This window comes from Saccharopolyspora spinosa NRRL 18395 (genome assembly GCF_000194155.1).
GTDB classification, from domain to species: Bacteria; Actinomycetota; Actinomycetes; order Mycobacteriales; family Pseudonocardiaceae; genus Saccharopolyspora; species Saccharopolyspora spinosa.
In genome coordinates this window covers 3,576,938-3,598,770 of sequence record NZ_GL877878.1, presented here as the reverse complement: position 1 = coordinate 3,598,770, position 21,833 = coordinate 3,576,938, and the positions used below count along the sequence as shown (strand labels likewise).

The following is a 21,833-nucleotide window of genomic DNA, read 5'->3' as shown; positions in this document are numbered from 1 at the left end:
TGCCAACGGATCAGCGCGGCTGGAATGAGCTCGGGGTAGTTCCGCTCTGCTTGCGGAACATGACGGAGAAGGCTGCCGGGGTGTCGTACGCGAGCGCCGCCGCGACCTGCGTGACGGTCCTTCCGGCGGAGAGCAGCCGGATGGCGTGGAGGAGGCAAGCGCGCTGTCGCCACTGCTGGAAGCTGAGCCCGGTTTCGGCGCGGAACACCCTGTTGAACGTTCGCGCGCTGAAGCCCAGGTCGGCAGCCCATTCGGCCGGTGACTCCCGGATGTTCGGCGCGGCCTGGAACGCCTCGCACAGGTTCCGGAGATCTGCTCGGGCGGGCAGGGGCAGGTCGAACGGAAGCGGCGCCAGGTTCCGGATTTCGTGGCGGATCAGCTCCATCAGCGCACCGTCGCGGCCGTGCCTGTCGTATTCGGGCGGCACGTCCACCGCGGCGAGCAGGAGTTCGCGCAGCAGCGGTGAGACGCCCACGACCCGACAGCGCGGCGGAAACCACGGCACGGCGGACGGTTCGAGGTAGAGGCTGCGGGTGCTGACGTCGTCCATCAGCACTTGGTGGTCCGTGCCCGGCGGGATCAGCACTGCTCGGCGGGGCGGGACCGTCCAACTGCCGTCCGCCGTCTCGACCTGCATGGTCCCGGTCGCCCCGTAGAGGAGCTGCGCGCGGCGGTGCCGGTGGAACGCCAGCAGGTGCCGGGGCGGGTAGTCGGTCCCGATCGCCAGGACGGCGCGGTCGATCCAGTCCATCTCGTCCACCGGTACGTTCCGCATCGCAACACGCTAACCCAAGCTTTGGCGCGAACTCGAATGAACATGGCGTGGCATCGATAGTGCGCCATCCGGTGGCGGGCCTACCGTGGCCGTGTGCTCGTCTCCTTCCTCGTGCTGCTCGGATTCGGATGCCTGACCGGCGTGACCACGGTCCTGTTCGGATTCGGCGGCGGCTTCATCATCGTCCCGGTCGTGTTCGCGGTCGTCTCCGCCGCGACCGGTGCCGACGCGATGCACACCGCCGTGGCGACCTCCACCGCGGTGATGATCGTCAACGCGTCATCCGCGACCATCGCCCAGGCCCGGTCCGGTCGCCTGCACGGGAAGCAACTCCACCCGTTGATCGAATTCATCGCCCTCGGCGCGGTGATCGGAGCGGTAGCCGCGAACTGGGCACCCGGCTCCGTCCTGCACGTCTTGTTCATCGCCTACCTCGCGATCACCATCGTCGACAGCATCGTCCGAAGCGGATTCCTCGACAACGCCCGGCACCAGACTTCGGGCGGGAAACCGCTCGGCAAGGTCGCCTCGACCCTCGGTGGGCTGGGAATCGGGGCGGTCGCCAGTTTCCTCGGCGTCGGCGGGAGCGTCATGACGGTGCCGCTGCTCCGGCGCAGAGGGCTGCCCATGTCCGCTGCTGCCGCGATGGCCAACCCGCTCAGCATCCCGGTGGCGGTCGCGGGAACCGCCGTGTACGCCCTCGCCACGCCGGCCGCCGCCTACCCCGGTCAGCTCGGCCACGTCAACTTCGTCGTCGCGGCGGCCCTGCTCTGCGGCTCCCTGCCGACGATCGCGCTCACCAAACGCGTCGTCGGGAAGATCCCCGACCACATCCACGCGATCGCCTACCTCGTCCTCCTAGTGATCGTCCTCATCGCGATGATCGCGACTGCGCTCCGCTGAACAGCGACCGAGCGGGAGGTGCGGAGCGCATTGGGGTCCGCAGTTTCAATTGAAACCGGAGGACCACGTGACCAGTACGAACAGGGCGCATGGTCTGGCCGTCGAGCCGTTCGGCACCACAGTCTCGGGCCTCACAGGGGTCTGTAGACCCTGCTTGGGCTAGCACTCGGTCGGTGGTTGATCGGTATCTATTAGTGATCTTTCGCTAATTGATTGATCTTGGTTATAGGTGGAGACCTGTGTGGTCGAGGAAGGCGAAGCTGAGCTGTTAGCTGCTGCCGATACGGTTCAGGCCTGCGCGTGCGGCGGTGTCGGCTTCGTCGATGGCCTCGGGGCAGAGGTTGGCGAGCTCGGTTGCTTTGATGTTGCCCCATACCTGTTCGACGGGGTTGAGTTCGGGCGCGTAGGCGGGCAGTCGCTCGACTCGGAGCCAGTGTCGCTGGGTGGCCAGCCAGGCTTTCATGTCTTTGGAGCGGTGGGCGGACAGGCCGTCCCAGATCAAGGTGACCGGGTCGCCGTCGAGTTGGTCGTGCGGGTCGGTGAGGAACTCGATCAGCGATTCGGTGTTGTAGCTGCCGGGTTTGGTTTGGAACACCAGGGACGCTTGGCTGCCGTCGGGCCGGTAGAGCAGGGCGGCGGACATCGACATGCGGGTCCAGCCGAAGCGGTGCCGCGGGACCGGGGTCCGGCCTCGTGGCGCCCAGGTCGCTCTTACTGCCGGGAGGAGGGAGAATCCGCTTTCGTCCTGGAAGCAAATCCAGGATTTCCGGCGTCGGGCCCCTTTTTTATCCGTGGCCACTCGACTTTGACCTATTCCTCGATCGCCTCGTCATCGCGTTCGGCGGCTTTCCGTGCCGGGCGCTGGCGGCTCCAGCCCAGCCCGTCACGCAAAATCGTCCCGGTCTGCGTGACCGAGTATCGGACACCGGTCACGCGGTCGATCACCTCGGCCACCCGCGCGAGAGTCCACATCTCCGTAGCGAACCCGTTGGCACGCGGGCCTTTCATCAACTCGGTCTCGACCTCGGCCAGTCGCTCATCGGAGAGCTTGCGCATCCGCCCGGCACGGCCGGCGCCCGCCATCGCCTCTCGTTCACCGGCCGACCACGCCCGGTGCCACTTCGACACAGCCTGCGCCGACACCCCCAATTCGGCGGCCACCCCGGACTGCCGTCTGCCCTGGTCGAACATCTCCGCCGCCCGCATCCGGCGCTCACGCAACGCATCGAAATCCCTTCTGGCAGCAACACGATTACCATCACGGGCCTGCTCGCCCGACTCCCGCGAAGGCTTCGACACCTCACGATCATCCCACCCCGCAACCACAACCCAGAAAACAGATCAACCTATAAACAAAAGATCATTTGATTCGCCGAAGCTAACCGGGATGATATGGGTTAACCGGGCGAAACTGGCGATCTTCGAGACATGCATGTTGCGCTGGGGATGCTGGTTGGGCTGCTGGCCTGGTCAGCGATGTTCATTGTGTGGTGGCTGCCGGGACATCGGCAGACGCAAGTGCAAAAGGCAGCGGTGCGGCGTCGGGATGAACGGCTTAGCCGCCGCGCTCCGGGACGTGCCGTGTGAACGAATATCCTTCAGGGGCGGTGATCCTGGCGCGGCTACGGCCGGAGTACTCGCCGCCGGATCGGCCGCCGGAAGTGCACGCCTACCGCGTCGATCACGTCGTGTGGGTGGCTCCGTGCGGCGACACGGTGAGGCCGGGTGAAGTCGAGATCGTGAAGCCGTTCACGGGTAGCCAGTGCCCGCAGTGCTGGATGTTCGCCGCGCTCGCCAGCGACGCGCCGATGGTCTCACGCGCCGAGCTCGAAACCGCACCGCCGCCGGAGCTTCCGGCGGCATTCCTCTATACGTTGCTGACCTGCTGTGAGTACGCAGTGGGACGGTTTCGAGCCCACGTTTGCCCCACGCGGTTGATCACGGTTTGCCCCACGAGCAAGGAATGGGACGGGCGCGTCACCGCTACTCCGAACGGGTGTCAGGCGTTCGCGCCGGTAGCGCCCGCTTGCTCGTCACCTGATCGGGATCTCGCTAGCCTGGGGGCACCTCTTCGCGGAGGTACGCCCCCGGTCGACGGGCCTTGGGCACGCGAAGAGGCATCCGCGAAGAGGTGATGTGATCGTGTCCACCACCGATCCGTCTATCGGTGCCCGCATCCGGCAGGCACGGGAACGCGCCGGGATGAGTCGCCCTGTGCTGGGCGGTTTCGTCGACCGTTCCGCCGAGTGGGTTAAGGCGGTCGAAACCGGCCGGTTGCAGACGCCGAAGCTTCAGATGCTGACCAGGATTGCCCGTGCGCTCGACATCCGCGATCTTGCCGAACTGACCGGCAACGACGAAGCGGTGTCGATCTCGAAGTTCGCGCCCGGCGCTGCGCACCAGGCGCTCTACGACGTGCAGTCGGCGCTGACCGAATACCGGTTGTCGCCGGACACGCGGCCGGTGGACCTGGCGCACCTGGCGCAGCGGTTGGCCGCAGCGTGGAAGGTGCGGCACTCCTCGCCGGATCACCGCACGCAGCTCGGGGCGCTGCTGCCGGACCTGATCCGGGACTCCCAGCGGGCCGTGCGTGCCCGATGGGACGCTGAACGGCGCGAGGCTCGCCGCATCCTGGCGGGCGTCTACCAGCTCGCCGACTTCTACGTAGCGTTCCAACCCGCGCCGGAACTCGTTTGGCTGGTCGCCGACCGGGCGGTCACCGAAGGCCAAGAGGCAGACGACCCGTACGCGATGGCGGCCGGGGCGTGGGCACTGGTTCAAGCACTCCGGGAGTCTGGGCGCTGGGAAGAGGCGATCAGCGTCGCCCACGATGGCGCAGCGCAGCTAGAGCCCTATTTGGAGTCCGCGCCGGATGACTGGCGCGGCATGGTCGGTGCGCTGCGGGCGGAGAACGCGCTCACCTATGCCCGCCGGGGCAGGCACGGACAAGCCTGGCGGTGCTGGGAGTCGGCCTACGACATCGCCCGCAAGCTCGGACCTGGTTACCGCCACGTGCAAACAAGTTTCGGTCTGCCGGTAATGCAGGCGAACGCGGTCACGCTCGGCGTGGAGCTACGGCGCGGCGGGGAAGCGTTGCAGGCGGCGAACGCACTCGACCCCGGCGACATCGTGTCGGTGCCGCGCCGGTCCCGCCACCTGATCGAAGTCGCCCGCGTTCACGCGCTACAGGGCGATTGGGCGGCAACGCTGGCCACGCTTGACCAGGCGGAGCGCACAGCGCCGGAAACCGCCAGGTTCAACGGGTGGGCACGGGAGTTGACGCACAAGCTCATGGATCGCCCGCCGGGTGGTGAAGCGGCGGCGGTGCGGTCACTAGCAGGACGCGTCGGGGTCCGCTGATCGGGTAGGGGTACAAACCGTACCTATCGGCCGTGTCTGGCCGGGCGATCTTGGCGTCATGCATGAGGCGCTGGGGATATTGCTCGGGTTGCTGGCCTGGTCGGTGATCTTCGTTCCGCTGTTCATCCTGTGGTGGCTGCCAGGGCATCGAGAGAAACAAGCACTCAAAGCAGCGGCACGGCGTCGACTGGAACGGCTTCGCCGCCGCACTCCGGGACGTGCCGCGTGAACGGCCGACGTTCCGTGATCCTGGCACGGCTAAGGCCGGAGTACGCGCTACCGGATCGGCCACCGGAAGTACACGCCTACTGCGTCGATCACGTCGTGTGGGTGGCTCCGTGCGGCGACGCGGTGAAGCCGGGCGAAGTCGAGATCGTTGAGCCGTTCACGGGCAATCCGTGCCCGCAATGCTTGGTGCTCGCCACGCTCGCAAGCGACGTGCCGCCGGTCTCACGTGCCGAGCTCGAAACCTCGCCGCCGTCTCCGGAGCTCCCGGCTCCCCCCAACGGACGGCGCCGTTGAGTCGCCAGGCGCAACGCTGCTGTACGCGCCGTCATGGCGCGAGCGCGTCGTCCACTACGCACACTCCAAAGCGCCGACGCAGAAGTACGGGACAAGTGGGACCGTCGTCTCCGGTCTCTGCGGAGAGATCGGGTGGGGGCCGCACACGCGCCCGCCGGTCGACTGGCCGATGTGTTCCGAGTGCGTCGAGACCGCGAGCACAGGGGTTTCGTAGTCATGTCGGGAAAACACCGCCGCACAGGAATCGTTGCGTCCGGATGTTGTTGGCAAGGAACCATTTCCGAGAGCGCTCGCGGTTGGTTCACGCCGTACACCGAACCGGAGTCCCCGGCGTGGCCGAAGCACGATCACGACGCCGAAGCCGCCCGCGCCGAAGCGCGCCGCGTCGCGGCCACCGAGACGGCGCGGTCTCCTGCCGTGCTCGCCGAAGTCCTAAACGTCTTGCAGCGGATCTAAGACCCGGCGGGGCATCGGTTGCGTTCCATGCCCGATGTCACCGCCGTCACCACGTGGCCGCCGTCGGCCCCCAGAGGCGGCAGGGCACCCCGGACGGTTGGGCGGAAGAACGCGATCTGGGTTGCCGCCCGTCGCTGAGCGCCGACACCACTGTCTGAACCCGCGCGGGCGGCTGCGGACGTCCTGCTCGGGGAGCTACGGGGTGCGTGAACCTAGCCCAGCGTAGCCCGCCGCCAGTTCCTCGGTCAGCTCTCCGCGCAGCCCTTCATCGAGCAGAGCCCTTGCGAGCACATTGGCGTCGGGCCTCGGGTTCCCGGCGTGAACAACGATCGCGCGCACGGTGCCGGCGTCAAGGCCAAGCCCCTGACGGGGTGGCCTTACGGCCAGCCCTGACACCGACACCTCAACCGCGCGTGCCCACACCCATCCGGAAACCGCGAAAACACCCCACAAACCGGGGCACAAACAGCCTTGACCGGCCCCGCCTCTTCATGGATGATCAGCGGCGAAACGTGACGAGTGCGTTTGAGGTGAAAGGTGCCCTTCTCGCAGAACTACAACCCGATGAGCTGTGCTATTGCTGTTATCCCTGGTCAGAGTGGCTGTTAAGCCTGTTCCAGGATATCACTTGCATGACCTTGTGGGGCCCTCGGTATTACCTGGTCAGACGCTTGTGGGGGTCGTGTAGCTACACGACTGCTACGGGCAAGATCAGGATCGAGGTGTCCTGCGCCCGTAGGCAGATGGCCGGTCCCGTGCGCAGTGGCGTCGGGGCCGGCCATCGTTGTGCCGATCAGTTGTCGAACTTGCCGAACTTGATGTTGGTGAGGAACTTGGCGAAGTCCGCCTTGGCGAAGATCAAGGCGGCTTCGCGCGGGTTCTTCGAATCGCGCACCGCAGCCATGTCGGCGAGGTTCTGTGCAACCTCGACGCACTGGCCGCTGCCAGCGCTGCGTGACGACTTGCGCCACACAGCACCTCCGAGCTCGTACATCGTGCGGTTCTCCCTTGCAGGGGTCTCTCACAGGGACTTCGCCAGGTTAACCACCCGATCGCGTGTCTCCTCTGGTGAGAGCGCCTGCTTCCGCATGGCTCTGAACACCGTGGTGTAGTGCTCGACGTCGGCGGGACGCTCCAGCCAGATCGCGCCGCGCTCGTTCTCCAGATAGACGGCGTCCATGTCCAGAGTTTCCGGGAAGCGGAGCAGTGAGAACGGTCCCTTCATTGCCGGGTGCGCTCCGGCCATGAAGGGCATGAGCTGGATGGTGATGTTCGGTCGTGAGCCCATCTCCGCAAGACGTTCGAGCTGGTCACGCATCGCATCTGCGCTTCCGATCACGCGATGCAGCACAGCCTCGTCGAGCACCACGTGAAGTTGCGTCGGGTGGGTATCGCGATTGAGACGGCTCTGACGAGCGGTGCGGAGTTCGACCGAGCGGCGAAGGTCGGCGTCGGTCGACTGCGGCAGGCTGGCTTCGATCAGAGCTTCGGCGTAGTCCGGCGTTTGGAGTAGGCCGTCTACCACCGAGGGGTTGTAGTTCCACAGCTCGGTCGCATCGCTTTCGAGGCCGACGAATTGCTCAAACCAGTCGGGCATGGTGTCCGAATAGAAGTCCCACCAGCCCCGCTGGTTCGCCTCGTCCGCGAGCCGCACAAGCAGGTCTGAACGGTGGCGAGCCGACGTCGTAGAACTGGCACAGCAAGCGCACGTTGCGCGGCATGATCGCTTGCTTTCCGTTCTCCATCTTGCTGATCGTGCCCTCGCGCAGACCGGACCAGGTCGCGGCTTCCTTCAGTGACCTGCCCCGGCTCTGTCGGATCTCGCGTAGCAACCGACCGAGGTGCCGCCGACGCAGGTTAGGCCCAGCGTCTTCCTCCAGGACGAGGTCCTGTTCGATGCCGTGATCCTCTGCCATGACGACCTCTCTACGACTCCAGTGAAACGCTGCTCAGTCTGCCCTACTCGGCCATGTTCCTGAACAGCACACGATCGGAGCAATAGCCTCAGGAACTTTCCTGAGATACCTTGTCTGACGTTGGTTGCATTGGCGGAAGCCTCGTGCAGCCAACGGGCCCTCCCCGCCCAGGTCTCTCACAGGGCTAAGCGGCGGGGAGGTGTCCCGATCAAGGACCGACGAGATACGAAGGAGGCGGTCATCAAATGACCGTTCTCGGACTTCTCGGATTCACCGCTGGGACGCTGCTTACCGGTCCCGTGGTGTTTCTCAGGTGGACCCCTGACTGCTTCAAGACGGCCACTCGGACGCGACGACCGACCCGCAGGTTGGCGCGCAGTGGCCCGGCGGGGCCGGTGTGCGTCGGCGATGAGAAAGGCACCGGCCCTGCCCTGACTCCATGGATGGTGGCGTGATGTATCGCCCTCATCCGTTCAGCTGGGTTCCAGCAGGCGGGGCGCGGCACGCGAGCGCTGAGGACAAGCCGGCCGGAGGTTGGCCGGACGGCACGGTGCTCACGTCGCTGTGTGACCGGCAGATCCAGGCCGCGTCGGGCGAGCTGGCGTGGTTGTGGCAAACCTGTCCCGAATGCGCTGCCGCAGCCCGGGTTTTGGCCGGACTACCGCCGCTGGGGGCCGCACAGTCGCCACACCGGGAACACCACCCAGTTCGCGGAAGGCAGGGGAAGTGAGCCGCACCGAGGTTGACGAACTGCTGAGCGCACTGCGTCGCAGGGGCGGGGTGCTCTACGTGTTCGGCCCGAAGGACGGTCCAGAATTGGTGGCCCATGTGTTTCAGTGGCCGACATGCGCTGACGTCCTGATCCTCCGTGGGGAAGACGATGCGAGCGCCTATCGCGCCCCGACATTGGCCGACACCGACGTGTTCGCCCCCGTACTGGTGTCTTGGCAGTACCACTCCACAACCGTATGGACCCTCCGGGCCGCACTCACACTCCCGCCGCCCGGACACGTTCACGCCCCGATAGCGGTGCTGCGACCGGCCCCTCTGTGCTTCCTGCCCGCCGACATCGGCCGCCCGATCACGATCCGCCCCACGTCGCTCACCGGGCAAGCGCACCTTGCGCAGCCGGTCCTCACGGAAAGGGCACGAGCAATGATCACCTGGCCGACGCGCACACCACCAAGCCGCCCCCAAACCGGCCATCGCCGCCAACAGCGGCCCCCGCGCTCGGAGGCGGGTTCCCCACGCCATCCGACGACCTGCTGCAACACGTCCGGAATGGGCGCCTGCGGCTAGAGCCCGGGCCGGATGCCGTGCCCCCGAACCCCCGACCGGCATCCGGGCCGCGTGGGCGGGGATGTCCTGCCCCCTGGGGCATCCCCGCCCGCAACCACCTTCCCGTTTTCATGCTTATAGGAGAACGTCCTTGCCAGACCATCAGTCCAAAGAAGACAGTCCTGTTGGATACTGGGCTGCGTTCGGCTACCAGAATCACGTCATATCTATCGAAGCTCTGCCCCGAAAAGACCGTAAAATCGCCGGGCTGTGTGGCGTTCTGACCCCGCCACAAGAAGCGTCCGGCAAGGACGATCGCCCGACGTGTGCATGGTGCGCCGAGCAAGTCCGTACCGGACACGTTCGGATCGTTCCCAGGCCCAACACGGCATGAAAAAGCTGGCCGCGCCCTACCCGAGATGGACGGGGGGCACGCGGCCATCAGTCAACTCGATGTTCGTCGACTACTTTTCCTCAGGCGGACGGGGCGGTTTGCCGTCCTCGGTCTGCGCCGTCCAGTCGCCGAACACCGGCGGCGCGGTATTGGGCAGGCCGAGGTCGGTGAACGGGTCGGTGTTGTGTTCGGCGTATTTGTTGGTGTGCTCTTTATCATCATCGGAGCCCTGGCCGCGTCCCTGCGCACCGGTCGCACCGGTCACACCACCAGCTGCGCCGCCACGCGCTGTTGTACCGCTCGTACCCGAAGCTGCGCTACTTCCTGGTGTGAGGCCGCCGGTTCGCCCACCGCTCCCGAGATTGCCTCCTCCACCGCGAGGAGTCCCGGCCCCGAGACCACGACCCGTACCGGTGCCGATTCGGCCGCCTGTTCCCGTCCCGGTTCCCGTGCCACCGGGCGGGATCACCGCTCCGCCGACGAACCCACCGCCGGGCGCTGGAGTCGGTGCTGCCGGACCCGGCAACGGGCCTGCTGCGGCGGGCGGGGTCGCCCACGCCGAACCGGACTCGGCCGGAACCTGCGGCGCCGGATCCACCGATGACTGCCCGCCAGGCGGCATCGAAGCCGAAGGGATCGGACTGCCGGGAGTACGTGCGGTCGAAGACTGCGCCGAGCTCATGTCACCGGTACCGGTGTAGCCCGTACTCATCGGGCTGACCTTGTTCACCGGCGTGGTCTGGGCCGGGGTCACGTCTCCGGCGAACGTCGGTGGCGGCGCGAACTGCTGGATGCCGTTGACCCGGTCGTTGGTGGCCTGGGTGTAGGACTCGTACTGCTGCCGCGCCTGCGCCTCGACCTGATCGTGCTTTTCTTCGTGCGCAGCGCGGACCCCGGACTTGTAGCCGTAGGAGATCGGGTTGACGTAGTCGCCCCACCCGATGTTGTCCGGCGGAACCTGGTGCGGAGCGGGGAACGCGTTCTTGAAGTCCGCCGAGCCCTGCGCCTGCTGCTGCACCGCTGCCCCTGCCTGCGCAGCGACCTCGATCGAGCCCCGCGTCGCCTGCGACAACGGCGTCACGGCATCCCGCGACTGATCCCCCGCAGCGCCCTGCATCATGATCTCGGAGTCTTTGAGGACCCGGTCAAGCGCAGCGTCCGCATCGGCGAATGCGGCACTGACTTTCTCTTGCCAATCCGCTGCAGTTTGTGATGCCACAGCGACGCCTGGGCCAGTCTCCACGTCGCCGTAGACCTTCGGGTGGTCAAACGCCATCTGCGCCTGACCAGCGACCTCCTGTTTACCGAAAAGCCAGTCGAACGCCCCCATAGCCCTCTCCTCGTATTCCGCGAAATCCGGCCTCACGCCGGAGGAAGGTTCGAGATCACCATTCCTGCGATCTTGTCGGCCGTCGCACACGGATCGGTAAACTCGGGATTACTACGGCCTTCAGACCCCACCCCGAAATGCACCAAGACCATTTCCTTGTCCGAGACACCGACGTAAGTTCCGCACGACCCACTACTCTTTCCTTCGTGAACCGCTGGATATCCGTCGATCTTGGCAGTAGGGTTTCCGTTGTCGTCGCCAGCGATCTTCGCGATGTACCGAATCCCTTGGCCCTGCACTGTGTCCGGCGAAACCTGAAGAGTGAGCTGTTCGTTGTCCCAGGCACAGTTGGTTTGGCCCCATTGGGCTTGGGCTGGCTTCCCTTCGGTCGTAGCGCCGAGCTGCTGCAATTGCTGAGGGGTCAACAGCTGGCAGGGTTCACTGACCGCCTTGAGGTTCTTCGGCTGACCTATTTGGAACGGATCGTTTGCGGCCGACGTAGTCTCGCCGCCGTTGGTGGGTTCCGGGGTTCCCGGTGTCGGGCTTGAGCATCCGGCTAGGCCGAGAGTGAGCAGGCTTGCCACGGCGGTGACGGCGGTACGTGTGGTGTTCAAGGTCAGGCCATCCGGTTTTCGTCATCGATGCGCTGGTGATCTTCGATCGCTTTCTGGACTGCGGCTTTGAAACCGTCGACCCAATCGATCATCCCCTGAGCAGTGTCGTACAGGCAGCCCTCACCACCTTGAGCACGCTCGCGGATCTTCTTGAACGCTGCGACCGTAGTGTCATCTGCGAACGGGGGCGTGACGGCTGATAGCTGGACTGCAAGCCGCTGCGCCTCAACGTACTTGCCGCGGACTTCGTCGAGTCCGGCAAGAACGCGCGGCAACTGTTCGGGCTGGATTTCGAAGGTCTGGTGGCCGCTGACGGTGCCGGCTGCGATCATCGCGGCGCCGGTGACCGGGTTGAACGGCGTCATCACCATCCCGGCGGCCTGCATCGCGGCCCCTTGCTGCGGCGACATGGGCTCGCTCACGCCTGCTGTCCTCCTGTATCCGATCTCCCCTACGGGCGTGATCCTGGCACAACTGCCCGTAGTCGTGGGCAAAGTCGAGTAGAACTACCCAAAACGCCGAGCGGCACCCCGCCGCCGACAGGAGTACAGGAATTATCGCTGGTCACGGACTTGCCTCCGGAGTTCATCGCGATACGAACGCAGCGCGCCCGAGATCACGGAAGCCGCGCCTGGTTCAACGCGGGTCTGTTCTCCTCGGGGTGGCTGTGGGATCTGCGCGACTCGCCCAGAGGGACAGTGGTGGGTCACGATCGCCCACGGCGCAAGATGGCTGCGGCCGTCGAACTCGCGGATACCGACGTTGAACTGTCCGATCACGCGATCAGCCAGTTTCGCGAGCTTGCCGACCGTGCGGGCGTCTTCGGTGCGGATACCGGCCTGCCCAAGCTCGTAGGTGACCCAGTCACCCTGGTCGGCCTTGTGGTTTTCGGCGTCGGTACCGGCTGCGGCCAGGATGTTGGTCGGAACCGTGACGCCACGACCGGATGCCGGGGCCACGTCGGGCAGACACCCCACCAATGCATTGTCGGCCGCCTTCCGGGAGACCTCGTCGATCCACACCTGGTCACCGCGCAGGACGATGCGGAATCCCAGGTGATTCACGGTCACCATTGCCCGGGTCTCGGCCTTACCCGGCTCGGTGAGGTAGAGGTAGGCGAAGGAGTGGCCGAAGACCAGGGCGGAGACGATCTCGAACCACTGATCGTTCAGCTTGCCGCTGCGCTCGATCCAGCCCTTGGCCCGCGCACTGTCCTCGGCGGCTTCCAGCCTCGCCCGCGGATCGGCTGGCTGGTCAAGCCCGCTGTCGCGGGAGGCTACGAATGCCGGGACCTCGAACCGGCGCCGCGCATCGGAAGACGCGTCCATCTCGGCATCGTGACGCGCCTTCTCGTGGCGCACGATCGCGCCGAACTCCCAAAAACTGCACTCCACCCCAGGCACCTACTCGGCTCCACATAAGACATCTGGCGTCATCCGACCGGGCGGTAGCATATCGACACCCGGCGCCCGGCATGTTCGATCCGGTCGGCACGAGCGCGCTCTCACACGAATGGTCTAGTCAATGCATTTTGACTGCTACGGTCGCCGAAGAGAAACGACAGGAGGCCCCCGTCGCCGTGCCATAAATCACATATGCGGGGAAGGGCGAGTGCCCTTGTCGTCGCCCCGTCCAGTGGTTCGCTGGCTCGGTCGGCTTGGACGCCCAGGGGAGGGAACGGAAGCCAGTGGCAGGTTTCGGTGTCAGCAGCGAGGATCTCGCTGCGGTGGGAAATTCAATCCAGGCAATGGTGGGGCCGGTGGAGGACAAGTCCGCCGAGGTGGCAGGTAGCACCGTGTCCGGGGGGAACGTAGGCGAGCCGTTCCATTATGCGGGCGAGCAGTACCGCGCACTCATGATCGACATGAGCAAAGGACTTCGTGACTACGCGTTGCGTGTCGCAGGAATCGCAAACGCGTTGGGCGCCTCCGCGGACACGTACGGCTCAGTCGACGCGGACAACGCCCGCAGTGTCGGTTCCGTCCAGGCTGGGGAGTAAGAAACATGGGCGAATGGGACGAAGTCAAAAAGGCTGTCGAATTTGCAGGCCGACTTAATCCGATAACCGCAAGTCGAGAATACGCAGATGTAACTGCAAAAGCACTTCCTTCGATCAAGGAATACGGGGTCCGGGCTGCGGAGGCGAAACGAACCGTCGAGGGCGCCAAGGGTGAGCTGGCGCAGATGGCGAGCTCTGGTGCGAGCCGGTCCGACGAGTTGCTGAACGTCGGGATCTCGGGGCTTGGATTCTTTGACGCCTTCCTGCCGCTCTACAACGACTGGACGAAGGCCGGACTCGATCTCGAACGTGATATCTACGGCCAGTACCGGAAGTTTTTCGGCATCGACTTTGGCGCCTTCCGTCATGACGTCGGCACGGTCCAAGGCTCCTATAGTGCCATGCAGAACACCTACGCCGAGGTCGATTCGGAGTTCCGAGCCTTGGTGGAAACCTGGAGTGGCGATGCCGCCGTGGCCGCGACGAACCACATCTCGAAGTTCCTGGAAGCAGGCCATGCGTTCCAGGAAGGTGTCAATACGTTCGGCCGCAACGTCGAGCACCACGTGAGCGCGATGGAGTCCATCATCCGGCTTTGCGCGCAGTCCGCCCTTGAACTGTTCAGCGTGGACTGCGCCGGCCAAGTACCGCCCACGGTCCAGCAGCACATCAAAATGGCACGACACCAATCAGGCGTCGCAATGTACGACGCCGTAGGCGCTGTCACGGACGGATTTGGGGACATTGTCAAAGGCGCGGCTTCCTACGTCCCGGTGGTCGGAGAATATGCGGACGGCGCCGTGGACATGCTCACGGAAGCGGCTAACCTGGCGAAAAAACTCCTGGACGAGAAATTTGTTCCCGCATTCGAGTCGAAGCTGACCAAATTCAACGAGATCGTGTGCGCCAAGACGGAGGAAGATCTGCGGAGCCTGTGGGACGAGTTCATCGGCGCAGCCGAGTGCGTTCCGGATAACCCGTTCGCGGACGTACCGCCGCTGTTCTCAACATGAAGGCAGTGCCAAAATCTTCCCGAAGTTGATGCAAAGCAGAGGGTGAAGTTTCGTGGACTCCTACCCGGCTCGTGTTGCGGCGATTGTCAACGGCGCACATGAACGAGTCGCAAATCTCGCCTCCGAGCTGCGGGACGAAGAAGAGTGCTACCGTGAGGCGACAATTCGTGATTCAGAGGATCTTGAGCAGAGCCTGAAACGCGCCTCTGAACACCAGGACCAGCCTGAACAGCCGCAGGAACCGGTACGACCGAACCGCGATTCGTCCCCATCCTGGGACGACGATGACGACTTTTCCGACAACACCTGGCTGGAGAATGTCGATGACTAACCAGGGATATCCGCACCCATCGCAGCCAGGCGGTTTTTATGGCGCTCCATCTTCCGGTGAAGCGCCCCGCCGGCCTGCCGTTTTGGAGCTTGCAGCCGGAACATGGGCGGCAGTCGCCGTATTGTTCTGGCTGCTCGGTGCGATGGCATCCGAAGGCGCGATTCTTGCCAGCCTTATCTTCGGCGCGATCCTCGCTGCGATTTTTTTGTTCGGCTGCTGGAAAGTGCGTTCCGGGTCTAACGGCTGGCGCGTGTTTTTCACAATAATATCCGGTTGCTACGCCGTCCTGGTTCCTTTCGGCTTGCTCGACCCAGAATGGGGAATCGACCGCAAGGCGCTCAGTGTGCTCATCGGTGCACTATGCGTTGTAGGCCTTGTGTGTTCCTGGCTACCGGCCTCAAACCGCTACTACCGTGACAACGCCGAGTACCGACGCGCTCGTAAAGCCCAGCAGTTCGCGGAGTTCGTCCGGGACAACCCGCCGCCCGAGAGCCTGCGACGGAAAATGTTCTCCAACCAGCCGCCCCAGCCTCCCATACCGCCTGGACCGCCCAGTCAGAACGAGCCACCGCACCACAGCTGATCTGAGGTTCGGGCTCGGCTACCCAGTGACGAGCCGCAGGTCGACGGCCTGCCCGTGCACATGACGAAATGCCCCCGCCCGCGTCCGGTTACAGGCACACAACCGGAGGGCAGGCGGGGGCGTTTCTGTGCCCGGCGGTAGCGCACCGGGCCACTCAGAGGGCTATTCGGCGGGCCGGGCCGGTGGCTCGGCGGACACGAGCGGCGTGCCGTCGGTGGCGCGTGGGGCGGCGAGACTGGTGACCTTTCGCCGTGTCCACCAGGTCAAGGCGACCGAGGCCAGCACGCCGACCACTGACACGATCGAGGCGAGGGTCGTGTCGTCGAGGGTGAGCCACCCGGCGCCGACGAGGGCGATCAGGATGATGCGCACTGCCTCGGCGATCGCAGCCGGTTCAGTCTGCGTCGGTGGGCCAGTTGGTTGGTTCATGGCGTGCCTTCCGGTCATGGTCACTTCCACTGGGTGTCAAACTCGAAGCTGACGTAGATCTCGGCATCGCCCTGGTAGGCGATCGACAACTGGGTGGCGTAGTCGGGCATCCGGAACGACTGCCGATCGCCTGGTTGGAGCGTGTAGTGCCCTTGCAGGCCGACCTTTTCGCCGCGCTTGCCGTCCGCCTCCCAGTCACGCTCGGCGTAGATCTCGTGGACCTCCACCGGCTCGCCAGCGGTCACCGAGGCGAAAACCGTGCCCTCGTTGCCGGTGATCACCCCGTTTCGCGGGGCGTACGGGATGGTGGCGGTGCGCACTCGGTCAGGCGAGCGCGGGACGGTCACAGTGGTGGTTAGTCCGCTGGGGATGTAGCGCCGCACGATGTCGGCGACTTCTTGCAGGGTTGCCATGTCGAGCTCATCTCCTCCGTGCAGTGCCGCCACGCCACCGTCGAGCAGCGCACCTCCCAGGCGCCGGCAGTCGTTCCAGCGGCGTCGGCGATCGTTGATGCCGTTGGTGCCGCCGTTGATAGCCCTGGTCGCGCCGACGATGTCGCCAGCGTCAGCGAGCCTGTTGAGCTGTGGGCGAGCGGCGGTCCAATACCAGGCCGCGGCAAGGAATCCCCATTGCGAGGTAGCGACGACGGACGGGTTGTTGACGAAGTAGTTCGCGTCCTGAACCAGGCCAGCATTCTTGGCCCACCGTCCGAACGCGCCGTAGTTGTTCCGGCCCGTGAGCTGGATCGGTCCCCGGCCTTTGAACCTCCGGCCGTCGCCGGGCTGGGTGTTGCCGAGATCCCTGCGGCCTTCGTAAGCCTGGCCCGAGGCGATTTCTTCCATGTACCGCAGGCCCGCCGACTCGTGGCCGATTTGCGCGCACCACATGGCAACCCTGTCCACTGTGGTGCACTGGGCCGTGACCAGCGCTCGGGTGAAGTCCGTGGAGTATTTCGCGGCGACCGCTGGAGAACAGCCCATCGCGAGCGCGAGCGTCGCGCCATTCACTGGTGATCACCTCCCTGGTTGGTGCGGGTCGGTGCCGTCGCGGCTCAGGCGGTGTTGCGGCGCGTGCGGCGGGTCTGGAGCTCGTCGGGCAGCTCGGGCACCGCGATCTGCGCGGCGGTCATGACCCCGCGCAGCTCGTAGATGTGGCGCAGGGCGACGTCGAGCCGGGTGCGCATGTCCTCGACTTCGGAGGTCAGGTCGCCGATATCGCGGGACACCTGCTCGGTTTCGACTTTCCGCTTGTTGAGCGCGTATCCGGTGAGCACGGTCAGCACGCCGGTGACACCCGCGAAGATGCTGCCGATCAGTGCCGGGTCCACGGCGTACCTCGCTTGGAGTAGGCCGAGGCCAGCAGCAGCGCGTGTATGGCGAGTGCGGTGGCGAGCCCGGCCGTGACGATGCCTCGGGTGGAGACGGAGAGGATGGCGGTGGCCCAGAGTGCGGCGGCGTAGCCGCTGAGGCAGCCAGCGGCGAGCGCGTGTGCACCGTGTCGCCCACGGCCGGAGACGAGCGCGAGCACCAGGAGCAGCGCCGTCGTTCCGAATAGGAGTTGCAGCAGCGGCCCGAGGCGATCGAGGTAGCCGACGACCGACTGCGGCGGTGACGCGGCCGTGGTGACGGTGTAATGGACGCAGGCGCTGACCAGGGCGATGATGATGCCGGTGGAGGCCAGCCAGCGGTAGTTGTTCATCGTGGCCCCAGGTAGCGGACGACGAGTTGGGTGGAGGCCGCCAGCGAGCGGGCCAGAAGCCGCACGCTGGCGAAGCGCGACCAGAAGTTGATCCGGAGCTGGTCTCCGGCCGCGAGCACTCGGTCTTCGGTGTGCAGGTCGTAGCAGGTGCTGGCGAAGGGCAGCATGTACGCACTGGCCTCCGCGATCGCGTTGGTCACGGGGTCGGTGCGGGAGTTCAGCAGTACCGAGGTGGATACGCAGTTCGGTACGTCGGGGTTGAAGCTGCTGGGCCTGCCCCACTTCGAGGCCACGGTGATGGAGTACCGGCCCGCACAGGGCAGCCGGACGAAGCTGTCGCCGTTGTCGTTGTAGTGCCACATCCCTCGCTCGTCGCGTTCGGGGACGGACTGCCACTCAGTGATCGGCACGACGTCCTCGGACTCGGCGTCCCAGGCGGTGACGTCGGTGGTGAGGCGCACGACGCACAGTGGTGGGGAGCCGGTGTTGCGGCTGAGTTCGTCGACGCGGCGGCCCAGCTGGCGGAACTGTTCGCCGAGTGTGCCGGTGCCGGGAGGTTGGGGCATCACAACTCCGCAGGGGTGGGTTGCAGGTCGATCTTGATCGAGGAGGCGTCGTTGTTGCCGTAGCCCAGGATTCGGCGGCGGTAGTGCCCGTCGGAGATCCAGGGGTGGCCGCTGACGCCGAGCATCGGGGCGTCGCCGAGGCTCCAGTTGCCCAGCGCCGGGGTCACCTCGAACCGGCTGGTGTTGGTGCCGTCGATGCGCACCACGCACGACCAGGTTTCGGTGGGTCGGCTGAAGGCGGCCAGGTCGGCGCGGGCGTAGCTTTCCAGCGTCGCCTGCTCGATGACGGAGGTGTGGTCGCCGTCGACATAGTCGGTGGGCGGAAAACCCAGACCGACGAGTGCGGCGTCCTCGGCGAAGCCGGTCAGCAGCGCCCGGTCGGAGCCGGAGCCCTTGGCCCACACACGGGTGCATGGGCTGGCGCTGCCGTTGACGTCGAGGTCGATACCGGTCAGCGCCGCGCCGGAATCCCACACTGCGGCGGAGTTCTGGTCGCCCAGCAGCGGGGCGCCGATGAGCAGCTGCCAGCGCACCTTGTTCTCGCCGGGAACCAAGTACGGGAAGAAGTCCAGCTCCGGGCCGCCTTGCACTTTGGTCAGTTCGTCCAGGCGATCCCAGACCGTGGCCAGGTCGTAGGCGAAGTAGTTGCGGGTGGCATCGCCGTGTTCCGGTGCGGGCAGGTCGAGGGGCAGGCCGTAGCCGGGCTGGGCGAGGTTGGCCGCCACGATCTCCCGGGCGATGCCGCGCAGGGTCTTGTCGGAGATCATGAGGTCTTCGCTGGGGTCCACGATCGCCGTGTGCCCCAAGGGATTTCGCAGCACTCGGCGGGCGAACAGTCCTTGGATGCCGGTGCCGGAGACCGACAGCGTGCGGGTGGACTCATCGAAGGAGTACGTCCAGGTCGGCCCGGCCTGGACCACGACGGTGCCGTAGAGCACGATCCACGAGAACCGTCCGGCGTCGGTGAAGGCGTGGAAGTCCAGCGTGGCGTTGGCCGGGTCGTCGGGGACGACATTGACCGTCCATGAGCCCTTGTCGGTGAGCTTGCGGGAGAACGAGGGGACATCACGCGGGGTCACGTCGGCCATCACCGTGCCGGTCACGGTCTCGGCCACCATGACCCGCCAGTCGCTCATCCCGTCCCCGGGGGCTGCACCGTGGACGGGTAAACCACGACCGACAGCAGGTTGTGGCCGGTGTCGGAACCGCGATACCCGAATCCGCCGCCGTTCGGGGAGGCGATGACCTGCGCGGTGAGGTAGACGCTGGTGGAGCCGGTCAGCTCGCCGAACATCAGCGGCGGGATCGAATAGACGTGGTTGGTGTCGGCGTTGACGTTGCCGGTGTCGTCGCCGACCCAGTTCACCGCTGGACCGTCGGGTTTGGTCAGCTTGATGTGGGCGTGCACAGCAGTGCCGGGGCTCTGCAAGACGGCCAGCCGCCCCGTCGGGAAGATCATGTACGGCACGCCGGGATCCGGGATCGTCACCGAGCAGATCGCTTCCAGCCGCCCGGCCCCGAGGACCCATTTCCGTTCACCGGCTGGCGGGTTGGCGTTGAACACCTGGGCGTTGTGGACACCGCGCCAGCCCTGGCCTGCGCCGTAGTACACCTGGTGCTGGAACCCGCTGGTGTGCACCCACCTCTGGTCACCGGGATAGGCGCCGGGTTCGGCGTAGGCGTCCGAAGTCGGCTCGGCATCGGCGCCGTACAAGCTGCGCATCCCGCCGCGAGCCACGAGTGCCGGCCCTCGCAGGTCGGTGATGTCGGACGCGCTGATGGTGGTGGCGTTCTTGTTCACGCGGACCTCGGCGAGCGGATGCCACCCGGCGTTGACCGTCGGCACGGGCCGGGTCGGAATGCCCGTCGCCGGATCGCCGGTCCAGATCTCCACGGCGAACTTGCGCACGCCGGAGGCCGAGGCCAGGGCGGGGTTGAGGTCGTCGTAGACCCTGGCCACGATTAGGTCGATGCGGTTGGTCGTGGCCGACGATGCCGCCAGGTTCAGCGTCTTCACGCTGTCGAGCGCGCACATGTAGGCGCCCATGCCCGGCGTGTTGATCACGCAGTTGCCCATCTCGACGGTGACCGCCAGCCCGGAGGCGGCGGGCTTGACGAGCATCGCCATGTGCGAGGTGCCCGCGTCACCGCTGGCCATCACGCCCGAGCGGTAGTCGATGTAGGACAGGTTCGGCCGGGGCATGAGTACCGAGTCCAGCGCCAGTCGCGCATCGGTGAGCCCGATGCGCGACTGCACCGCCCACGGGTCCACCGCCGAGGCCATTGACGAGCCGAGCGCGACCATCGCCTACGCCGTCCCGCTCGCGGGATCGGTGCCCGGCTCGCTGTCGTCGGCAGGCCACTCGTCCAGCGAGGGCTTGAGCGCGGAGGCCCGCAGTGTCTCGTCGTCGATCGCGGTGTTGCCCTTGTAGAGCCAGTCGCCCAGCCGCAGCTGGTAGTAGCCGAACCAGCGGATGGTGGTGCCGTCCTCGCCCATGCGGACGTTGGTCGACGCCTGGCCGCCGAAGGCGTAGTTGATGCGGTCCATGAACCACCGCGCCTGGCTGAGGTCGGTGTAGCGCACGCAGTCGGCCGTCTCCACGACCTGGAAGTAGGTCGGCGGATCGGGCTCGTCGGAGTAGATACCCATGCGGGAGCGTCCTTTCTGATCGCGGAGGCGAAAGGTGTGACACAGGCGGTGCTGAACGGGAGAGGTCAGAACCAGGCGCTGCGGAAGCGAGCGCGGACCGAGCCGGCATCCGTGACCGGGCCGGTGTGGGTGAGGCCCACCGACAGCTCGCCGGGCTTGCCGGTGGCCGGGTCGGCGGGCGGGATCGCGAAGCCCGCGAAGCTGGCGGGGTTGAGCAGGTGGCGACGTACCGCGGTGCCACCCAGAAGCACCGACGGTGCGGCGGGGTCGATCACGACGTACTCCCCGGGAGCCAGCACCGCGTTGTAGCGCATGCTCGCCTGCCCTGCCGTCAGCACCGGATTCGTCAGCGGCCCGTACAGGGTGAACACCGGCATGGTGGGCGCGGTGCCGGTGTTGGTCAGCCGCATGAACCCCGAGGCGTTCGAGGTGCCGAAGGACAGGCCGTCGTCGTCGGCGCCCATCCCGAAGAACAAGCCCTGGTTCGTGTCAGGCGGCATGACCCGTGCGAAGTCCAGCCCGTCTCCTGCATCGCGGGGCAGGCCGGTGGACATTTCCTGGTAGTCGATGGCGTATTTCGCCGGGTCCGGCGCGACGAGCTGGATGCTGAACTCGATCCCCGGTTCGCTGATGACCTTCAGCGGGGTGCACAGGATGTCGCCGTCCAGGAACACCTCGCAGGACAGCGCGCCGATCTCGGAGTAGCAGGTCAGCGTCGCCGGGCGGCGGGGGTCGGCGAGCAGGCCGAGCACGTTGGCTTCGGCCTGGCGCAGCAGCGCGTAGTTCGGGCAGTAGGCCCGCCCGGTCAGGGTGATCGTGCGCTGGTTCTTCCAGCCGGGCGAGCGGTAGGCCCCGTGCTTGCCCAGCCGGGACGACAGGGTGGCGTTGGTGCCCGGCGAGGACCAAAACCCTTTTTCCTCGGTGAGGATCCACTGGACGCCGAAGCGGTCGCGCTGCGCACCGTCGGGGTGCAGCCTCAGCCAGTCCAGGGTCCAGACGTGCGCGCCGAGTACCAC

General features: G+C 66.0%; 29 protein-coding genes. 10 read left to right on the top strand and 19 right to left on the bottom strand.

Features of this window, described 5'->3' with window-relative positions:
- Positions 1-10 precede the first annotated feature (10 nt).
- Positions 11-775, bottom strand: coding sequence for an AraC family transcriptional regulator (locus SSPN_RS0117765; RefSeq protein ID WP_029535455.1), 765 nt, complete (start codon positions 773-775; stop codon positions 11-13).
- A gap of 93 nt (positions 776-868) precedes the next feature.
- Between SSPN_RS0117765 and SSPN_RS0117760 the strand changes: the two genes are divergently transcribed.
- Positions 869-1,678, top strand: coding sequence for a sulfite exporter TauE/SafE family protein (locus SSPN_RS0117760; protein ID WP_010696668.1), 810 nt, complete (start codon positions 869-871; stop codon positions 1,676-1,678).
- A gap of 268 nt (positions 1,679-1,946) precedes the next feature.
- Here the strand turns inward: SSPN_RS0117760 and SSPN_RS44340 are convergent, their stop codons facing one another.
- Positions 1,947-2,477 (bottom strand): IS630 family transposase, encoded by a 531-nt coding sequence (locus SSPN_RS44340; RefSeq protein ID WP_143539548.1) that lies wholly within the window; start codon positions 2,475-2,477, stop codon positions 1,947-1,949.
- Between the two features lie 11 nt (positions 2,478-2,488).
- Positions 2,489-2,977, bottom strand: coding sequence for a winged helix-turn-helix domain-containing protein (locus SSPN_RS0117750; protein ID WP_029535454.1), 489 nt, complete (start codon positions 2,975-2,977; stop codon positions 2,489-2,491).
- Between the two features lie 843 nt (positions 2,978-3,820).
- Between SSPN_RS0117750 and SSPN_RS0117745 the strand changes: the two genes are divergently transcribed.
- The 4 genes from SSPN_RS0117745 to SSPN_RS0117735 all read left to right on the top strand — a co-directional run bounded on the left by SSPN_RS0117745 (position 3,821) and on the right by SSPN_RS0117735 (position 6,016).
- On the top strand, positions 3,821-5,038 hold the full coding sequence (locus tag SSPN_RS0117745) for a helix-turn-helix domain-containing protein (RefSeq protein WP_237710582.1): 1,218 nt from the start codon (positions 3,821-3,823) through the stop codon (positions 5,036-5,038).
- A gap of 58 nt (positions 5,039-5,096) precedes the next feature.
- A complete protein-coding gene (locus SSPN_RS56795) occupies positions 5,097-5,267 on the top strand; it encodes a hypothetical protein (protein WP_158309582.1) in 171 nt (56 codons plus the stop codon).
- A gap of 225 nt (positions 5,268-5,492) precedes the next feature.
- Positions 5,493-5,774, top strand: coding sequence for a DUF3039 domain-containing protein (locus SSPN_RS62710; protein ID WP_158309581.1), 282 nt, complete (start codon positions 5,493-5,495; stop codon positions 5,772-5,774).
- Between the two features lie 2 nt (positions 5,775-5,776).
- Positions 5,777-6,016 (top strand): hypothetical protein, encoded by a 240-nt coding sequence (locus tag SSPN_RS0117735; RefSeq protein ID WP_029535452.1) that lies wholly within the window; start codon positions 5,777-5,779, stop codon positions 6,014-6,016.
- Between the two features lie 793 nt (positions 6,017-6,809).
- On the opposite strand, the gene SSPN_RS0117730 is transcribed toward SSPN_RS0117735, so the two are convergent.
- From SSPN_RS0117730 to SSPN_RS59910, 3 genes are read right to left on the bottom strand one after another with little or no spacing between them, the layout of a single operon-like run.
- The gene (locus SSPN_RS0117730) at positions 6,810-6,989 is read right to left on the bottom strand and encodes a DUF397 domain-containing protein (RefSeq protein ID WP_237710581.1); all 180 of its coding nucleotides are present in this window, start codon (positions 6,987-6,989) and stop codon (positions 6,810-6,812) included.
- A 48-nt stretch (positions 6,990-7,037) separates the two neighbouring features.
- On the bottom strand, positions 7,038-7,670 hold the full coding sequence (locus SSPN_RS44335) for a DUF5753 domain-containing protein (RefSeq protein ID WP_010696660.1): 633 nt from the start codon (positions 7,668-7,670) through the stop codon (positions 7,038-7,040).
- Complete coding sequence (locus SSPN_RS59910) at positions 7,597-7,932, bottom strand: helix-turn-helix domain-containing protein (RefSeq protein WP_237710580.1); 336 nt, start codon at positions 7,930-7,932, stop codon at positions 7,597-7,599. Before SSPN_RS59910 ends, SSPN_RS44335 begins: the two co-directional genes overlap by 74 nt.
- A gap of 439 nt (positions 7,933-8,371) precedes the next feature.
- On the opposite strand from SSPN_RS59910, the gene SSPN_RS51270 reads away from it, so the two are divergent.
- The gene (locus SSPN_RS51270) at positions 8,372-8,662 is read left to right on the top strand and encodes an HC3 family zinc finger protein (RefSeq protein WP_083821762.1); all 291 of its coding nucleotides are present in this window, start codon (positions 8,372-8,374) and stop codon (positions 8,660-8,662) included.
- Positions 8,663-9,674: 1,012 nt separating this feature from the next.
- On the opposite strand, the gene SSPN_RS0117720 is transcribed toward SSPN_RS51270, so the two are convergent.
- From SSPN_RS0117720 to SSPN_RS0117710, 4 genes are all read right to left on the bottom strand, one after another.
- Entirely contained in the window at positions 9,675-10,934 is a 1,260-nt protein-coding gene (locus SSPN_RS0117720; protein ID WP_010696658.1) for a hypothetical protein, read from the bottom strand.
- 32 nt (positions 10,935-10,966) lie between these two features.
- Complete coding sequence (locus SSPN_RS51260) at positions 10,967-11,548, bottom strand: DUF3558 family protein (RefSeq protein ID WP_158309580.1); 582 nt, start codon at positions 11,546-11,548, stop codon at positions 10,967-10,969.
- Between the two features lie 2 nt (positions 11,549-11,550).
- A complete protein-coding gene (locus SSPN_RS0117715; RefSeq protein ID WP_010696657.1) occupies positions 11,551-11,970 on the bottom strand; it encodes a hypothetical protein in 420 nt (139 codons plus the stop codon).
- Between the two features lie 132 nt (positions 11,971-12,102).
- Positions 12,103-12,951 (bottom strand): ESX secretion-associated protein EspG, encoded by an 849-nt coding sequence (locus SSPN_RS0117710; protein ID WP_237710578.1) that lies wholly within the window; start codon positions 12,949-12,951, stop codon positions 12,103-12,105.
- A 323-nt stretch (positions 12,952-13,274) separates the two neighbouring features.
- Between SSPN_RS0117710 and SSPN_RS0117705 the strand changes: the two genes are divergently transcribed.
- The 4 genes from SSPN_RS0117705 to SSPN_RS54940 are packed head-to-tail and all read left to right on the top strand — an operon-like array spanning position 13,275 to position 15,474.
- A complete protein-coding gene (locus SSPN_RS0117705; protein ID WP_143539550.1) occupies positions 13,275-13,547 on the top strand; it encodes a hypothetical protein in 273 nt (90 codons plus the stop codon).
- 5 nt (positions 13,548-13,552) lie between these two features.
- The gene (locus SSPN_RS0117700) at positions 13,553-14,560 is read left to right on the top strand and encodes a WXG100 family type VII secretion target (RefSeq protein ID WP_143539551.1); all 1,008 of its coding nucleotides are present in this window, start codon (positions 13,553-13,555) and stop codon (positions 14,558-14,560) included.
- A gap of 52 nt (positions 14,561-14,612) precedes the next feature.
- On the top strand, positions 14,613-14,891 hold the full coding sequence (locus SSPN_RS0117695) for a hypothetical protein (RefSeq protein ID WP_010696652.1): 279 nt from the start codon (positions 14,613-14,615) through the stop codon (positions 14,889-14,891).
- Positions 14,884-15,474 (top strand): FUSC family protein, encoded by a 591-nt coding sequence (locus tag SSPN_RS54940; RefSeq protein ID WP_143539552.1) that lies wholly within the window; start codon positions 14,884-14,886, stop codon positions 15,472-15,474. The genes SSPN_RS0117695 and SSPN_RS54940 overlap by 8 nt, the downstream gene beginning before the upstream one ends.
- A gap of 162 nt (positions 15,475-15,636) precedes the next feature.
- Here SSPN_RS54940 and SSPN_RS0117690 read toward each other — a convergent pair whose 3' ends face one another.
- From SSPN_RS0117690 to SSPN_RS0117650, 9 genes are all read right to left on the bottom strand, one after another.
- A complete protein-coding gene (locus tag SSPN_RS0117690) occupies positions 15,637-15,921 on the bottom strand; it encodes a hypothetical protein (RefSeq protein WP_029535449.1) in 285 nt (94 codons plus the stop codon).
- Between the two features lie 2 nt (positions 15,922-15,923).
- Entirely contained in the window at positions 15,924-16,910 is a 987-nt protein-coding gene (locus tag SSPN_RS48995) for a glycoside hydrolase family 19 protein (RefSeq protein WP_010696650.1), read from the bottom strand.
- Between the two features lie 44 nt (positions 16,911-16,954).
- Positions 16,955-17,230 carry a hypothetical protein gene (locus SSPN_RS0117680; protein WP_010696642.1) on the bottom strand — a complete coding sequence of 92 codons (276 nt, stop codon included), beginning with the start codon at positions 17,228-17,230 and terminating at the stop codon, positions 16,955-16,957.
- The gene (locus SSPN_RS0117675) at positions 17,215-17,601 is read right to left on the bottom strand and encodes a hypothetical protein (RefSeq protein WP_010696641.1); all 387 of its coding nucleotides are present in this window, start codon (positions 17,599-17,601) and stop codon (positions 17,215-17,217) included. Before SSPN_RS0117675 ends, SSPN_RS0117680 begins: the two co-directional genes overlap by 16 nt.
- The gene (locus tag SSPN_RS0117670) at positions 17,598-18,167 is read right to left on the bottom strand and encodes a hypothetical protein (RefSeq protein ID WP_029535448.1); all 570 of its coding nucleotides are present in this window, start codon (positions 18,165-18,167) and stop codon (positions 17,598-17,600) included. The genes SSPN_RS0117675 and SSPN_RS0117670 overlap by 4 nt, the downstream gene beginning before the upstream one ends.
- A complete protein-coding gene (locus SSPN_RS0117665) occupies positions 18,167-19,303 on the bottom strand; it encodes a hypothetical protein (protein ID WP_029535447.1) in 1,137 nt (378 codons plus the stop codon). Before SSPN_RS0117665 ends, SSPN_RS0117670 begins: the two co-directional genes overlap by 1 nt.
- Complete coding sequence (locus tag SSPN_RS0117660) at positions 19,300-20,472, bottom strand: hypothetical protein (RefSeq protein ID WP_010696635.1); 1,173 nt, start codon at positions 20,470-20,472, stop codon at positions 19,300-19,302. The genes SSPN_RS0117665 and SSPN_RS0117660 overlap by 4 nt, the downstream gene beginning before the upstream one ends.
- A gap of 3 nt (positions 20,473-20,475) precedes the next feature.
- Complete coding sequence (locus SSPN_RS0117655) at positions 20,476-20,817, bottom strand: hypothetical protein (RefSeq protein ID WP_010696634.1); 342 nt, start codon at positions 20,815-20,817, stop codon at positions 20,476-20,478.
- A 65-nt stretch (positions 20,818-20,882) separates the two neighbouring features.
- Positions 20,883-21,833 carry a phage tail family protein gene (locus SSPN_RS0117650; protein ID WP_010696628.1) on the bottom strand — a complete coding sequence of 317 codons (951 nt, stop codon included), beginning with the start codon at positions 21,831-21,833 and terminating at the stop codon, positions 20,883-20,885.

Bases quoted from the DNA above. Each gene is read 5' to 3' on its own strand.
- SSPN_RS0117765 (WP_029535455.1), bottom strand. From the start codon at position 775: ATGCGGAACGTACCGGTGGACGAGATGGACTGGATCGACCGCGCCGTC.
- SSPN_RS56795 (WP_158309582.1), top strand. From the start codon at position 5,097: ATGCATGAGGCGCTGGGGATATTGCTCGGGTTGCTGGCCTGGTCGGTG.
- SSPN_RS0117735 (WP_029535452.1), top strand. From the start codon at position 5,777: ATGTCGGGAAAACACCGCCGCACAGGAATCGTTGCGTCCGGATGTTGT.
- SSPN_RS59910 (WP_237710580.1), bottom strand. From the start codon at position 7,932: ATGGCAGAGGATCACGGCATCGAACAGGACCTCGTCCTGGAGGAAGAC.
- SSPN_RS51270 (WP_083821762.1), top strand. From the start codon at position 8,372: ATGGATGGTGGCGTGATGTATCGCCCTCATCCGTTCAGCTGGGTTCCA.
- SSPN_RS0117720 (WP_010696658.1), bottom strand. From the start codon at position 10,934: ATGGGGGCGTTCGACTGGCTTTTCGGTAAACAGGAGGTCGCTGGTCAG.
- SSPN_RS0117700 (WP_143539551.1), top strand. From the start codon at position 13,553: ATGGGCGAATGGGACGAAGTCAAAAAGGCTGTCGAATTTGCAGGCCGA.
- SSPN_RS54940 (WP_143539552.1), top strand. From the start codon at position 14,884: ATGACTAACCAGGGATATCCGCACCCATCGCAGCCAGGCGGTTTTTAT.
- SSPN_RS0117690 (WP_029535449.1), bottom strand. From the start codon at position 15,921: ATGACCGGAAGGCACGCCATGAACCAACCAACTGGCCCACCGACGCAG.
- SSPN_RS0117675 (WP_010696641.1), bottom strand. From the start codon at position 17,601: ATGAACAACTACCGCTGGCTGGCCTCCACCGGCATCATCATCGCCCTG.
- SSPN_RS0117670 (WP_029535448.1), bottom strand. From the start codon at position 18,167: ATGCCCCAACCTCCCGGCACCGGCACACTCGGCGAACAGTTCCGCCAG.
- SSPN_RS0117665 (WP_029535447.1), bottom strand. From the start codon at position 19,303: ATGAGCGACTGGCGGGTCATGGTGGCCGAGACCGTGACCGGCACGGTG.
- SSPN_RS0117660 (WP_010696635.1), bottom strand. From the start codon at position 20,472: ATGGTCGCGCTCGGCTCGTCAATGGCCTCGGCGGTGGACCCGTGGGCG.
- SSPN_RS0117655 (WP_010696634.1), bottom strand. From the start codon at position 20,817: ATGGGTATCTACTCCGACGAGCCCGATCCGCCGACCTACTTCCAGGTC.